Here is a 14,291-nt window from a genome sequence, read left to right on the forward strand (position 1 = left end):
GAGTTATCCCGTTGTCTCGTTCTCGATGATCTGATCGAGGGTTTGGCGTCTGCGGGCGACGAACCAGGATCCGTCCTGCACCGCCACCTCCGCGGCAAAGGGCCGTGAATTGTATATCGAACTCATTGCCGCGCCGTAAGCGCCCGCGCTGTGTATCGCGACCAGGTCACCCGCCTTCACCGCCGCCATGCGGCGCGCGAGCGCGAACGTGTCGCCGGATTCGCAGACCGGTCCCGCGATATCGTAGGTGGCCTCGCCGCCGCCGTGCCGCTCGATCACGAGAACGACATGGTGATACGCCTCGTAGAGCGCAGGCCGGATCAGATCGTTCATGCCCGCGTCGAGCAGCAGAAAGTTTCGTTCGCCGCTGCGTTTGATGTATTCAACACGCGCGACGAGTATGCCCTCGTTTGCGACGATGTAGCGGCCCGGCTCCGAGACGAGACGGAGTCCGTCGTGATGCGCCCAGGAGGAACGACGCGCGCGTTCGAAGGACGCGGCGATGGCGCGCGCCACATCGGCGGGTGCGACCGCCGTCTCGTCTTCCGCATACGGTACACCGATGCCGCCTCCGATATTCAACACGCGGAGAGGCGCGGACAGTTCGGCGGCGATGCTGTCGATGAAGTCGAGCATCCTGTCGAGGCCCTCGACAAAAACCGCGGGATCAAAAATCTGCGAGCCGAGGTGCATGCCGAATCCATCGAGAGAAACGTGTGGGAGACCGCGGAATTGCTTCACGGCCTCGAGGGCGTCGTTTCCGCTGAGTCCGAATTTGTGTTCGGCGAGTCCCGTGGCGATATAGGGATGTGTGTGCGCGTCGACATCGGGATTGATACGCAGGAGCACGGAGGCGTGCAGATTCTGACGCGCGGCGAGCGCATCAATGCGCGCACATTCTTCAGCCGACTCGGCGTTGAAATACAGAATGCCTGCGGCGAGCGCGTCGTCGATGTCGGCATCGGTCTTGGCCACGCCTGTCATCGTGATACGCAGCGGATCGGCACCCGCACGCAGGGCGCGGAACAATTCGCCCCGCGAATTCACATCGAATCCCGCACCGGCACGGGCCAGGGCGTGAAGCACCGCTCCGGTCGAGTTTGCCTTCACCGCGTAACACGTGGTGTGCGGGAGTGTTTCGAAGGCCCCGGTGTATTGCCGCAACCGTCCGACAATGGAATCGATGTTGTAGATGTAGAGCGGTGTGCCCACTTCGCGTGCAATATCCTCGACAGAGGACGCGCCGCAGTGCAACACGCCGCCGATGCGGGGGAATGCGGGGAAATGCAGCATGGCCGCCTCAGGTCCCGAAGCCGTGGTGGCGCGCACCGCGGTCCACCCGATATCCGTGCGGCAGCGTGGTGAAACGGAGTGGTGTCATTCGAAGACACCCTTCCCCTTGACGCCCGCAAAAAACTCGTCGTGTAATTCACGCACGGCATGCGGAACATGCTCCTCGTCGATCACGAAGGTGATGTTGATCTCGGAGGCACCTTGCGAAATCATGTCGATGGGTACTTCGCGCAAGCGGCCGAAGACACGCGCGGCTATGCCTTTTTCGGACTTCAATTTCTCGCCCACGATACACACGATGGCCTTGTTCCGCTGCACCTGCACGCGGCCGAATTCCTCGAGATGCGCGAGCAGGGCGTCGAGATCGGGCGAATAGTCGATGCTCAGTGAGACGCTCACTTCCGAGGTCGTCACAAGATCGACCGAGGTGTGGTGTTCATGAAAAATGTCGAAGATTTTTTTCATGAACCCGTACGAGCCGAGCATGCGGGTGGACGTGATATTAAGCACCGTGATGCCGCGCTTCGAGGAGATCGATTTGACGGCCACATGCGACGCCGTGACGCGCGGCTTGATCAGCGTGCCACCGGCATCGGGGCGGCGCGAATTGTAGATGTGTACGGGGATGTTCTTCTCGATCGCGGGCAGCAGCGTGCTCGGGTGCAGCACCTTCGCGCCGAAATACGCTAGTTCGGACGCTTCCTGGAACGACATCTCCTTCACTCTGAGCGCATTGAGCACCAGCTTCGGATCGGCGGTCAGAATGCCGTCGACGTCGGTCCATATCTCTATGTCGTCGGCATTGAGCACTGCACCGATGATGGCCGCGGAAAAATCCGAGCCGCCCCGTCCGAGGGTTGTTGTGATACCGCGCGCATCCGCCGCGATGAAGCCCTGCGTCACGGGCAACTCGCCGCGGTCGGCAGCGGAGATCAGGTGTTCCTCGCAGCGCGCACCGGTGGCCTTGAGATCGGGTTCGGCCTTGCCGAAGGCGCTGTTGGTGACCACGCAGCGGCGCGCGTCGACGAGTCCGGCCCTCAGGCCCATTTCGCGCAGGGCGGCGACAGCGATGGTGGTCGAGAGCCGCTCGCCGTACGACATGACGAAGTCGAGCACGCGGGGCGACAGATCACCCGTGATGCTGATGCCATAGAGCAGGTGGCGGAGTTCGTCGGTGTAGATGCTGATTTCGCGGATGAGACGGTCCTGTTCGCGGAGTCCGGTGAGCAGCCCCTGCACGATATCGATGTGCCGGTCGGAGATTTTTTCCTTGAGCAGGTTCTGGGCGTCGGCCTCGCGGCCCGTGGACGCCAGCTCCGCACACTGAATGAGCGTATTCGTCACCCCGGAGCAGGCGGAAAGCACCACGATGGGTTTCCGCTTCGCCCGCGATTTGACGATGTCGCACATGGCCCGCATTGCCGTGGCATCCTCCACCGAGGTGCCTCCGAATTTCATGACAATCATCGATTCGCTCGTCTCAGTTTAATCACGCAAGATACAAAATGCAGGGCTCTTGCATAAGTCCGGGAAAAACCCCACAATCGGGAATGGACATCGAATACGGAAACAGTCTGGATCCGCACGAGGACGAACTGCTGGAGGCCATGAACGCGGCGTATGTGTTCCCGGGCTTCTATCCGGTGGTGCTGATCATGCGCAATGTCGAAGGGGTGCGCCCCTTTGTGGATGCCGCCGTCGCCTACGTGCAGGATGGCGACACATACACGGTCACGGAAAAGGCATCCTCGAAAGGCACGTATCTCTCCTTCCACCTGCAGCTCTGGGTGGCCGATGCGCGTTGCGCCCTTCGTCGGAAAGAGGAACTGCGCACGCTCGACGGCGCGGTGAGTATTCTGTAACTCATGCTTCGTGTCCTGGTTGTTGAGGATGAGAGGAAGGTCCGTGACTCTCTTGTATCCGGGATCCGGGATGCGGGATTCGAGGTCCACGATGCGGAGGACGGGCGCGCGGCGCTTTCCCGTCTCAGTGACGCGTCGTATGCTGTGGTAGTCCTGGATGTCATGTTGCCTGACATGACTGGTTACGATATTCTCAGTACCATTCGCGAACATTATTCTGACACCCGTGTATTGCTGCTCACAGCGATCGATAGAGTCGATGATAAGATCACCGCGCTCAATGCGGGTGCGGACGATTATCTGACGAAACCGTTTGTATTCGAAGAACTGGTCGCCCGTTTACGCGCTTTGTCGCGACGGGGGAAACTCGAAGAAGGTCAGCGCCTGAGTGCTCGGACACTTGTGATGGATCGGGTGAAAAAAACCGTCACACGTGATGGTATGCAACTGCACCTCACGCTGCGTGAGTACTCCCTTCTTGAGTTTTTGCTGCTCCATAAAAACGAGATCGTCAGCAGGAACATGATTTCTCAGCAGGTGTGGAAATATGGATTCGAGGCGGAATCCAACGTCATTGACGTGTATATAAATTATCTGCGGCGGAAGATCGATCCGGAGGACGGCCCCTCGTTCATCACGACGATTCGCGGGCGGGGTTTCATGATATCGGATCCCGCATGAGATTTTTTTCCCTGCGCTTCCGGATCGCGCTCGTCTTCACCGCGGCGTACGGTGCTTTGTTTGTGCTGTTATTGTTGTGGATGATCGATCATACGCGCACGGACTTTCTGGCGGAGGAAGACGAGCAGCTTCGCAGGCATTGCTCAAAGATCTTCACCGACGTCATCGCATCGAATGGCCAACCGCGCCACGATTTCAGGCGGCTCGCACTCGACCCCGCGTCCGGGAAACATCTGTTACGGTTGACTCTCAATGATTCCGTACTGATCGAGAGCCGCATTGCACTTCCGCGGATTCAGTCCATGAAGGGCGGCGATCGTGACACCATCGTCGACTTCGCGATCGGACATGATCGATTCCGTGTTCTTCACAGCGTGCGGGGACGGCTCGGGCTTACGCTTGGGGCCGATGTCACAGTCCAGAAGCACATCCTCGACGAGACGTATGTGCTCCTGAGCATATCCATACCATGTGCGATACTGCTGTCATTTGTTCTCGGGTATTATCTTGTTCGGCGATTGCTGCGACCGATTCAGACAATCGCGGCCAAAGCCGAACAATTATCATCCACGAATCTCAACGAACGCATTCCGAGTGAAGCCACGAACGACGAATTAGGGGTGCTGGTACGCACTCTGAATCGAATGATCGAACGACTGCAGGAGGGATTTGTTCGGACGGAACAATTTGCGGCTAATGCCTCGCATGAATTGCGGACGCCGCTTACCATCATACAAAGCGAGATTGAACTCGCCCTGACGCAACAAGGGGATGATGAGAGCTACAGGCGAGTGTTGGTATCAAGTCTCGATGAGACCCGCACGCTCGCCCGAATTGTAAACAATCTGTTTATGCTCGCGAAAATGGACGGGAAGCGCATGGTTCTCGAACGCGAAGAGGTTTCCATTTCCGATCTTGTTTCGGATGTGCACGAGCAGGCCCTGATCATCGCGGCCGGCCGGGACTTGAAAGTGGAGTTTGAAAAACACGGCGCCGCGCTTGTGATGTGCGACCCTGTTCTGATTGCGCGGCTTCTGCTGAATCTTGTGGAGAATGCACTAAAATATACACCGGACGGAGGGCTCGTCCGGATCATTATGGAAGTCGGAGACTCCGCGTTGTGCGTACATATCGATGATTCGGGCCCGGGCATCCCACAATTCGAGCAGGAACGGATCTTCGAACGTTTTGTTCGAGTTACTTCATCGGGAGGGCAGTCAATCAGAGGCGCCGGATTGGGTCTGCCAATCGCGCGTATGATCGCTGAGATTCACGGCGGGTCCCTGACTGTGACGAGCCGGGAGGGTGTTGGGAGCCGGTTCACATTTTCTCTTCCGATCCATACGTGATGATGCGGGGTTCCGGCCTCCGTCCCAGTCAATTTTCCCTGGTTCGAATCGTGCGGGTCGCGGTCGCTTGAATTAATGAAGCCCTCGTGTATCCTAATTGATCTCTAATGATACACGAAGCAGTTTTACGGAAGCCAATTTTCGCGCGCATTCTCCTGTAGCTACAATTCCACTGTGCGCGAGGCCGCCGCCGCCTCGGCTTCATCAAACCGCACATTCTCTATCATTTCGGAGATTTATTATGAAAATCGGTATTGTTTTGCTCGCAATCTTCGTCTGTTTCGCCGCACACGAAACGGTTGCACAAACATCCAGATTCGCGGGGACAGACCGCTGTCTTACCTGTCATTCGGTGGTAAAACCCGTTGCGAAAGATTACAAACAAACCTTGCACACGAAAATTCATCTATTGCCAACAGCGGCAAATGTGCGCGGTAATTTTACCGCGACGGTGAATATGGGCGCAGCGGCCGGAGGCGCCACCGTGGAATTGCGCGGCGATGCGAATGGCTATTTTGCAAAACTGATGCCTGTGGGAGGTGGAACTCCGGTCGAGTATCCCGTCCTCTTCCTGTATGGATTCGGCTGGAAACAGCGTTATCTGGTGAAGATAGAGAACAGTCTGTACATCCTTCCCATTCAGTGGAATCTCAAAGGATATCTCGACAACAGCTCCGGGACCTGGGTCTCGTATAATCCGAACACCTGGTTCAATGCCGACGGCTCGCTGAAGGCCGTGAACAACGCCTTCCGCACAAAATCCTACGATAAAAATTGTGCCGGATGCCATGTGACCGGTCTTGGCATTGTGAAGAACGTCGTGGGAACCGACACATCCTGGACGGCATCGTGGGGCGCGAATACCACGATTGAAGACATGGTCACCGGCTGTGAAAATTGTCACGGCCCCGGAGCGGCACATGCGGCGGCGCCGTCGTCATCGAATATCAAACACCCGGGGAAATTCAGCACGAAGGAGCAGCGTCTTGAAGTCTGCGGGCAGTGCCATTTCCGTGGTTCGAGTTCGGCTGGAACCTACGAATACCCGTGGGATGAGGCGAACAACAAGACTTTCCTGGACAAACTCGGCGAGGAATCCCTCAGCGGATATATCAAATTCAAGCCGGGAGTGTGGGTGGACAACGTCACGGCACGGCAACATCACCAGCAGTACAACGACATTCTCATCTCGAAGCATTTCACGAACACGTTCGTGGAGGTCAACTGTGTCACATGTCATGATCCGCACCGCGTGACGAGCAACAAACACCAGGTGGTCGAAAAACTGAAGGTCGGATCTGACGAGTTCAGCGTCAAGAATGAGGACAACACACTCTGTCTTGCGTGCCACGCGACGTTCGGACCTTTCGCGAATGTCACGAAGGACATGGTGAAGAATCCCGTTGCAAACAAAGCCGCGATTGGCGCGGTTGTTTCGCAGCACACCAAGCACAGTTATGATCCTGACGGCATTGGAACAGGCAAGTGCTCTTCCTGCCACATGACAAAGGTTGCGGTGACGGCGAATTCCTACGACATCCACTCGCATAATTTTGCGGTTCTCCCTCCGTCGTTGACGATCACCTACAAGGGATCGACAACTCCGACCAAGGGTATGATCAACTCGTGTGCGGCGGCCTGCCATCGCAACGGCCAGGGAGCGGCCAGCCTCGGCGTGGGCGCTGATGCAACATTGACCGACTGGACCGAAGCGACCGATCAGGCGCTGGCCGACACTCTCGACCGCGCCTGGAAAAAGTGGTTTGGCACAACCGATGTCAAACAGCTTTCCATCGCAGCAGGCGCATTCCTTCTGCAGCAGAATTATCCGAATCCGTTTAACCCGAGCACGGTCATCGAGTACTCGTTGCCGCGCACGGCGCGCGTCGTGCTGCGTGTGTACGACATGACCGGCGCACACGTCCGTACTTTGGTTGATGAGCAGCAACTCCCCGGAATGTATCGGGCGACGTTCGACGCATCCGGTCTGCCGAGCGGGACGTACTTCTATCGCCTTGAGGCGGGATCAGCCAGTCTTGTGAAGAAGATGGCTCTGATGAAATAACACACACGGGTATTCTCCGCTGCGGGGGTCGTCATGACAACATGACGGCCCCTGTTTTTTTGCAATCTTGTTCAACCCTGCGGCTGTGAGTATCTTTAGTGTCTGTATTCGAAACGCGACGGAACCATGCCGCTAGAGACCCCTGACGTCGTAACCGAGGTAACCGACGGCACCGATACGACGCATCCTGCCAAGGTGATCCTCTACAACGACAATATCCACACGTTCGAAGACGTGGCCCTCCAGCTCGTCAAAGCCATACGCTGTTCGTACAAGCGCGGCCTCGCATACGCCGATGAGGTCCATACCCGTGGCAAGGCCTGCGTCTATGTCGGAGATATGACGGAGTGTCTGCGCGTCAGCGCGGTGCTGGAGGAGATTGCGCTTCATACGCAGATTGAGATGTAGATGGTGAGTGGTAGGTAGTAGTTGGTAGTTGGTAGATGGTAGGCCGGTTCCGGGTAAAACAGTTTCACGGTTATTCAACAAAAAGTTTCAGCGATGACTTCCACAGAAATACGCCAATCCTTCCTCGATTTTTTTGCATCGAAAGAGCACCGCATCGTGCCCAGTTCGCCCGTCGTGCCGCACGACGATCCGACGCTGCTGTTTACGAACGCCGGCATGAACCAGTTCAAGGACGTGTTCCTCGGACAGGGAACACGCGAGTACAAACGCGCCGCCGATACGCAGAAGTGCATCCGTGTCTCGGGCAAACACAACGACCTCGAGGAAGTGGGACGCGACACATATCACCACACCTTTTTCGAGATGCTCGGCAACTGGAGCTTCGGCGATTACTACAAACGCGAGGCCATCGGCTGGGCGTGGGAACTGCTGACCGAGGTGTGGAAGCTTCCGAAGGACCGCCTGCACGCCACCGTGTACAAGGATGACGACGAGGCTTTCGCCCTGTGGACGGAGCTGACCGACATCAATCCTGCGCATGTGCACCGCTTCGGCGAGAAGGACAACTTCTGGGAAATGGGCGACACGGGGCCCTGCGGACCCTGTTCCGAAATCCACATCGATCTCACGCGCGACGGCAATAGCGCCTCGCTCGTCAACGCGGGTTCGCCCTTCGTGATGGAGATATGGAATCTCGTCTTCATCCAGTACAACCGCGACGAGCACGGCGTGCTGCACGAGCTGCCCGCAAAGCATGTCGATACAGGCATGGGTTTCGAGCGCGTGTGCGCGGTGCTGCAGGGCAAGAGCAGCAACTACGACACCGACGTGTTTATGCCCGTGATCGGACGCATCGCCGAGGTGACGGGCCAGGAATACCGCGGCGAGGAGGCGATGGTCGCCATGCGCGTGATCGCCGACCACATACGCATGCTCACATTTTCGATCGCCGACGGCGCGATACCGTCGAACGAGGGGCGCGGCTACGTGTTGCGCCGCATCCTGCGCCGCGCCGCGCGCTTCGGCCGCACACTCGGCATGCGCGAACCGTTCCTCTGGAAAATTACCGAGGCAGTGTGTACAAGCATGGGCGGCGTGTTTCCGGAAATCGTGGAACGCCGCGGCATCGTCGAACGTGTGATCCGCGCCGAGGAGGAATCGTTCAACGCCACGCTCGATCGCGGACTCGAAATTTTCGACGACATCGTGCGGCGCATGAAATCCGCGGGCACACTCGTCATGAGCGGCGAGGACGCCTTCCGACTCTACGACACCTTCGGTTTCCCGATCGATCTGACCAGTCTGCTCGCCGAGGAGCGCGGCCTGCGCGTCGACATTGCACGCTTCGAGGATCTGCTTCTCGAGCAGAAGGAACGCTCGCGTGCCGTGACACGCAGCCGCATCACGTTTCCGACCGCGGGAGAGGGGGGCGAAATCGAACTCGATGTACGTCCGCAAGACACGGCGCAATTCCAGTTCGTCGGATACGATTCGATGGAAAGCGAGGCCGAGGTCATCGGCCTGCGCCGCGACGACGCGGTGACATATCTCGTGCTCGACGCCACACCCTTCTATGCGGAATCGGGAGGACAGGTGAGCGACACGGGCGCCGTGGCCAGCGGCGCCGCAACGGGCAGCGTGGTGGGTCTGCTGAAGAACGACAAGAACATCGTGCATGTGGTGGAGGCGGGCGCGGACTTTACACCCGAGCTGGGCGGCATCGTGCACGCGCGCATCGACGCCGCGCGCCGCCGTTCAATCATGCGCAACCACACCGCCACACATCTTGCACACGCGGCCTTGCGCGAGGTGCTGGGCACACACGTGCAGCAGGCGGGTTCGCTTGTGGATGCCGAGCGCCTGCGCTTCGACTTTTCCCATTTCTCGAAGGTGAGCCCCGAGGAACTTGCCGACATCGAGCAGCGTGTCAACGACACGATTCTCGCGGCGATGGACGTGCGGCATCACCGCGCCATTCCCTTTGAGGAGGCCCGGAAAATGGGCGCGCTCATGTTCTTCGGAGACAAATACGGCGACCGCGTGAATGTGATCGAAGTGCCCGGTGTGTCGATGGAATTCTGCGGCGGGACACACGTGCACAACACGGCCGAGATCGGTATGTTCAAGATCGTGTCGGAAGGAAGCGTCGCAAGCGGCACACGGCGCATGGAGGCCGTGACCGGCTCGGGGGTGCGCCAGTACATCGCGGATCTGCACCGTCGTCTCGAAAGCGAAGCGGCGGCCGCGGGACAGTTGCACGACCGCATCAAACATCTGGAAAAGGAACTGGCGAAACTCTCGCTCGCGCAGTCGGCCGGCTCGCTCGACACCCTCGTCGCCGCGGCCGCCGATTGGAACGGCGCGCGCATCGTGGTCGCGCGCGTCGAGGCAGGCGACGCGGAACAGTTGAAATCGCTCGGCGATGCGCTGCGTGAAAAACTCGGGTCCGGCGCCGGTGTGCTGGCGGCGGTGATCGACGGCAAGGTGGCCCTTGTCTGCGCGGTGACCGACGACATCATCCGCGATCGCGGCGTGAAGGCCGGCACCGTGGTGGGTGCTCTCGCGAAGCGCCTTGGCGGCGGCGGCGGCGGACGTCCGCATCTCGCGACCGCGGGCGGCAAGGACGTGGCCCAGCTCGACGCCGCGCTTGCGGCCGCGCGCGACATCATCACAGGAGCCGCTGCGGAATGAGGCCGGGTCCCGTCACGAGCGCGCTCGGCGCGGCCCGTCGCGACGGGAACGCGCTGCTGTACCTGCTCCTCGATCCCGATAATACCGACGCCGCGCGTATCGCCGCGGCCGTGCGCCGCGCCCATGCCGCGGGTGTCGACGGCTTCCTCGTCGGCGGATCACTCTCGGCGTATGCCGACCTGCGCGAGGCCCTCGCAGCGGCGCGCGGAGAAACGGACAAACCTGTCCTGATCTTCCCCGGCGGGGTCCATCACATCACGCCCGGTGCGGACGGCATACTCGCGCTTTCGCTCGTAAGCGGACGCAATCCCGACACCCTCATCGGCCAGCACGTGATTGCCGCGCCCATCATACGGCGCCTCGGTCTCGAGGCCGTGGCCACCGCGTACATGCTTGTGGAATCGGGTCCGGCCACGTCGGCCGAATTCATGAGCGGGACGCGTCCTCTGCCCCGGCACAAGCCCGACATCGCGGCGGCACACGCCATGGCGGCGGAGATGCTCGGATTTTCGCTCATCTATCTCGAGGCGGGCAGCGGCGCGGCCGCCAGCGTGCCTGTCGAGATGGTGCGCGCGGTCACATCCGTCACCGACATTCCCGTCGCCGTCGGCGGAGGAATCCGCACTCCCGAGGAGGCGGCCGGTAAAATTCGCGCGGGCGCCACCCTCGTGATTGTCGGCAACCATTTCGAGGACGCGGACCGCCTCGACGAGCTGGGCGACTTTGCGCGCGCCGTACATGGCGCGGGACGCGGAGGCGCCGCATGAGACGAGACACGGACGATTCATTCAGATCACGAGGTGATGCCATGACACGGACGTTCCCGTTCGCCCTGCTGCTTCCCGCCGTTCTGCTTCTCGCGCAGGGCTGCGCGCCGCTTGCGGAACTCGAAGACGAGAACACGCACTTGCGCGCGCGCATCGACACACTGGAAGTGCTGCGCGAAAGCTGCAGCGCGCGGCTTGCCACTTTGACGCAGCGCATCACCACGCTCGAGCAGGAGCGCATACTGCTCGAGGATCGGAACAAATCGCTGAGCGAACGGCTGGCCGCGGCCTCGAGTCTGCCCACCGTCACCGTCACTCCCGCGCTTCCCGTCGAAGCGGTGCAGGTGCAGGCGCAGCAGGCCCAGACACAGGTGGCCGTGCAGAATCCGGTGCCCGCCTCTGAAAAACCCGCGCTGGAAAAGCCCGCGCTGATCGTGTCGAAAAAGGGTAACAGGAAGTCTGCCGCAAAAAATGCGGCAAAGGCCGCCGAGAAGGAACCCGCACCTGCAGCGGCCTCGCAGGCGACAGTCATCGAAGTGTCGCCGGTTCCCGCGGCTGAGCCCGCGGCCCCGGACGCGAACGCGCCCGCGATAGGCATCGCGACACCACCTGCGGATGCCGCGGGACAGGCCGCGCTTCCTCCGGTGCAAGCCGAGCCGACCCGTGCGACGGGTGCTCCCGAAGCCGAGGATGTCTCGTACAGGCAGGCAGCCGTTCCCTCGAAGGATCCCGCGGAGGAATCGTTCCTCACCCGCTATCAGAACGCGCTGTCGCAATTCCACAAGCGCAAGTACGAGTCCGCACTCGCGGGTTTCAGCTCGCTGCTCGCGGCCGATGTGTCGAACGACATGGTCGACAACGCGATGTACTGGCGCGGCGAATGTCTGAGCGCGCTGGGACGGCACGCAGAGGCCGCCCGTGAATATGCCGGCGTGATTGCCGCGCGCGGATCCGACAAACGCGAGGCGGCGCTGATGATGCGCGCCGGAGCAAACATGAAACTCGGCCGCACCGATCTGGCGCGGCAGGATTACCGCCGGCTCATCGAACTGTATCCCAACGGCGAATACCGCGCCCAGGCCCAGCAGAAACTCCGCGCTCTCGGCCGGCGCTGATCCGGTACGCGGGGCCGGACTCGTAGACCCTCGAAGTTTCGGTCCCCGCCACTGAAATTTCAAGGAAAAGGAGCATCATGTCCGCGATTACTTCATCGACCGTCCTGCCCGAGCGCTGGTCGCTCGACGCACTCTTTCCCGACGACGCGGCATGGGAGGCGGAGGACGAGGCATTACACGCGCTGCTGCCGGACATCGACACATATCGCGGCACACTCGCATCGTCGGGCGCGTCGCTGCTCGCCTGGCTGCACTTCAGCGACGAGTTGACAGTGCGCGCGGGGCGCGCCATCAATTATGCCTATCGGCGCTACGACGAGGACACGCGCGAGACACGCGCGCAGGAGATGATGGAGCGCGCCTCCTCGCTCGAGACGGCCATCGCCACGGCCTGCGCCTGGGTCGCGCCCGAACTTGTCGCGATACACGACGAGGAGCTCGCGGAATTGTACGCGCAGAGTCCGGAACTGCGCCTGTACGCCCACGCGATCGACGACACGCGCCGCATGCGCGCGCACACGCTCAACGAGCGGGAAGAGACGCTGCTGGCCCTCGCGCACGACGTGGCGAATGTGCCCTCGACGGCGTTCGGCATGTTCAACGACGCCGACATCAGCTTCCCGTCCGTGCGCGACAGGTCGGGCGCGGAGGAACAGGTCACTAAGGGCAGTTACGCGCGCCTCATGGAATCGCCCGACCGCGCGCTGCGCGAGGCGGCGTTCCGGTCGATGTACGGCGTGTACGACACATGGAAAAACACGCTGGCCGCGCTGCTGCAGGGCCAGGTGAAACGCGAGATGTTTTTTGCGAAGTCGCGCGGGTACACGTCGACACTCGAGGCGGCGCTGTTTCCAGGCGCCATTCCGCCCGCGGTGTACGATACGGTGATCACCTCCATCAACGGCGCGCTCGAGCCCCTGCACCGGTCCATGCACCTGCGGCGCGATGTGCTCGGCATCGACGCAGTGCGGCCCTGGGATCTTTTTGTGCCGCTTGCGCGTGAAAGCAGCGGCCGCATCTCCTACGCCGAGGCAGCGTCGATGGTGCGGGAGGGACTCGCTGTGCTGGGCTCGGAATACGCGGCACTCCTGGACGAGGCCTTCACGCGGAAGTGGATCGACGTGGAGGAGCGGCCCGGCAAATGTTCCGGCGCGTATTCCGCGTGGACGTATGGTTCACATCCCCTGGTCCTGCTCAATTACAACGGCACACTCAAGGACGTGTTCACCATCGCGCATGAACTCGGACATGCGCTGCACTCGCACCACACGTGGAAGGCGCAGCCGCCCGTGTACGCCTCGTACAGCATCTTCTGCGCCGAGGTCGCGTCGACGACCAACGAAGTACTGCTTGTGCATCACCTCCTGGACACGCTGCAGGACGCGGAGGCGCGGCGCAACATTCTCGCGCATTACATCGAAACGATACGCGGCACGGTGTACAATCAGGCGCTCTTCGCCGAGTTCGAGCGTGACACACACGCGATGGCGGAGCAGGGGCGTCCGCTGCCCGCTCAGCTTCTGGGCGAAACCATGGCGGAGCTGTACGAGAAGTATTACGGCGCGGCCTTTACACTCGATCCGCTGTACGCCGTGAACTGGGCGCGCATCCCGCACTTCTACCGCAGTTTCTACGTGTACCAGTATGCAACTGGACTCTCGGCTGCCATCGCGCTCGCGCGCGACATCCTCGCAGGAGTGCCGGGTGCGCGCGACCGCTACTTTGCCTTCCTCCGCGCCGGCAGTTCAAAACACTCGATCGAATTACTCAAGGATGCAGGCGTGGATATGCTGTCTTCCGCGCCGTTTGAAGCTGCGGCGGAGTTGATGGGGAAGTTGGTTGAGGAGCTGGGAGCGCGGAGTAGGGAGTAGGGAGTAGGGAGTGGGGAGTAGGGAGTGGGGAGTAGGGAGTGGGGAGTAGGTGTCACGTCCTAGCCGGGGTTGACAGTTTCACCCCTAGCAAGGAGCACAACCATGCAGCAACTTACAGCGGTTCGACCCATCCTCCGATATAGTATTGCCTTCAAGAAAAAGGTGGTGGGAGAAATCGAACGCGGAAAA

At 60.6% G+C, this 14,291-nt stretch carries 11 protein-coding genes; 9 read left to right on the top strand and 2 right to left on the bottom strand.

The annotated features are described in order from the left end of the window. Nucleotides 1-3: 3 nt before the first annotated feature. Nucleotides 4-1,293: a diaminopimelate decarboxylase gene (gene lysA, locus HY962_09420; protein ID MBI5647138.1), complete on the bottom strand. Its 1,290-nt coding sequence runs from the start codon at nt 1,291-1,293 to the stop codon at nt 4-6. An 84-nt stretch (nt 1,294-1,377) separates the two neighbouring features. Then, the gene (lysC, locus tag HY962_09425; protein ID MBI5647139.1) at nt 1,378-2,760 is read right to left on the bottom strand and encodes a lysine-sensitive aspartokinase 3; all 1,383 of its coding nucleotides are present in this window, start codon (nt 2,758-2,760) and stop codon (nt 1,378-1,380) included. 83 nt (nt 2,761-2,843) lie between these two features. Between lysC and HY962_09430 the strand changes: the two genes are divergently transcribed. The 9 genes from HY962_09430 to pepF all read left to right on the top strand — a co-directional run bounded on the left by HY962_09430 (nt 2,844) and on the right by pepF (nt 14,102). Next, nucleotides 2,844-3,155, top strand: coding sequence for a DUF493 family protein (locus HY962_09430; protein MBI5647140.1), 312 nt, complete (start codon nt 2,844-2,846; stop codon nt 3,153-3,155). A gap of 3 nt (nt 3,156-3,158) precedes the next feature. Continuing rightward, entirely contained in the window at nt 3,159-3,836 is a 678-nt protein-coding gene (locus HY962_09435; protein ID MBI5647141.1) for a response regulator transcription factor, read from the top strand. Continuing rightward, nucleotides 3,833-5,185 carry a HAMP domain-containing protein gene (locus HY962_09440; GenBank protein ID MBI5647142.1) on the top strand — a complete coding sequence of 451 codons (1,353 nt, stop codon included), beginning with the start codon at nt 3,833-3,835 and terminating at the stop codon, nt 5,183-5,185. The genes HY962_09435 and HY962_09440 overlap by 4 nt, the downstream gene beginning before the upstream one ends. A 409-nt stretch (nt 5,186-5,594) precedes the next feature. After that, on the top strand, nt 5,595-7,250 hold the full coding sequence (locus tag HY962_09445; GenBank protein MBI5647143.1) for an ammonia-forming cytochrome c nitrite reductase subunit c552: 1,656 nt from the start codon (nt 5,595-5,597) through the stop codon (nt 7,248-7,250). Between the two features lie 126 nt (nt 7,251-7,376). Further along, entirely contained in the window at nt 7,377-7,658 is a 282-nt protein-coding gene (locus HY962_09450) for an ATP-dependent Clp protease adaptor ClpS (protein MBI5647144.1), read from the top strand. Nucleotides 7,659-7,751: 93 nt separating this feature from the next. After that, nucleotides 7,752-10,349, top strand: a complete 2,598-nt coding sequence (gene alaS, locus HY962_09455) for an alanine--tRNA ligase (protein MBI5647145.1) — start codon at nt 7,752-7,754, stop codon at nt 10,347-10,349. Next, on the top strand, nt 10,346-11,116 hold the full coding sequence (locus tag HY962_09460) for a geranylgeranylglyceryl/heptaprenylglyceryl phosphate synthase (GenBank protein ID MBI5647146.1): 771 nt from the start codon (nt 10,346-10,348) through the stop codon (nt 11,114-11,116). The genes alaS and HY962_09460 overlap by 4 nt, the downstream gene beginning before the upstream one ends. Then, on the top strand, nt 11,113-12,231 hold the full coding sequence (locus HY962_09465) for a tetratricopeptide repeat protein (protein MBI5647147.1): 1,119 nt from the start codon (nt 11,113-11,115) through the stop codon (nt 12,229-12,231). Before HY962_09460 ends, HY962_09465 begins: the two co-directional genes overlap by 4 nt. Nucleotides 12,232-12,308: 77 nt before the next feature. Further along, the gene (pepF, locus tag HY962_09470) at nt 12,309-14,102 is read left to right on the top strand and encodes an oligoendopeptidase F (GenBank protein MBI5647148.1); all 1,794 of its coding nucleotides are present in this window, start codon (nt 12,309-12,311) and stop codon (nt 14,100-14,102) included. Nucleotides 14,103-14,291 lie beyond the last annotated feature (189 nt).

This window comes from Ignavibacteriota bacterium, assembly GCA_016218045.1.
GTDB lineage: Bacteria > Bacteroidota > Ignavibacteria > SZUA-365 > SZUA-365 > JACRFB01.

What these genes read in the sequence shown, in the direction of transcription:
- HY962_09450 (MBI5647144.1), top strand. Translation starts at nt 7,377, where the DNA reads ATGCCGCTAGAGACCCCTGACGTCGTAACCGAGGTAACCGACGGCACC.
- HY962_09435 (MBI5647141.1), top strand. Translation starts at nt 3,159, where the DNA reads ATGCTTCGTGTCCTGGTTGTTGAGGATGAGAGGAAGGTCCGTGACTCT.
- pepF (MBI5647148.1), top strand. Translation starts at nt 12,309, where the DNA reads ATGTCCGCGATTACTTCATCGACCGTCCTGCCCGAGCGCTGGTCGCTC.
- HY962_09440 (MBI5647142.1), top strand. Translation starts at nt 3,833, where the DNA reads ATGAGATTTTTTTCCCTGCGCTTCCGGATCGCGCTCGTCTTCACCGCG.
- alaS (MBI5647145.1), top strand. Translation starts at nt 7,752, where the DNA reads ATGACTTCCACAGAAATACGCCAATCCTTCCTCGATTTTTTTGCATCG.
- HY962_09465 (MBI5647147.1), top strand. Translation starts at nt 11,113, where the DNA reads ATGAGACGAGACACGGACGATTCATTCAGATCACGAGGTGATGCCATG.
- lysA (MBI5647138.1), bottom strand. Translation starts at nt 1,293, where the DNA reads ATGCTGCATTTCCCCGCATTCCCCCGCATCGGCGGCGTGTTGCACTGC.
- HY962_09430 (MBI5647140.1), top strand. Translation starts at nt 2,844, where the DNA reads ATGGACATCGAATACGGAAACAGTCTGGATCCGCACGAGGACGAACTG.
- HY962_09460 (MBI5647146.1), top strand. Translation starts at nt 10,346, where the DNA reads ATGAGGCCGGGTCCCGTCACGAGCGCGCTCGGCGCGGCCCGTCGCGAC.
- lysC (MBI5647139.1), bottom strand. Translation starts at nt 2,760, where the DNA reads ATGATTGTCATGAAATTCGGAGGCACCTCGGTGGAGGATGCCACGGCA.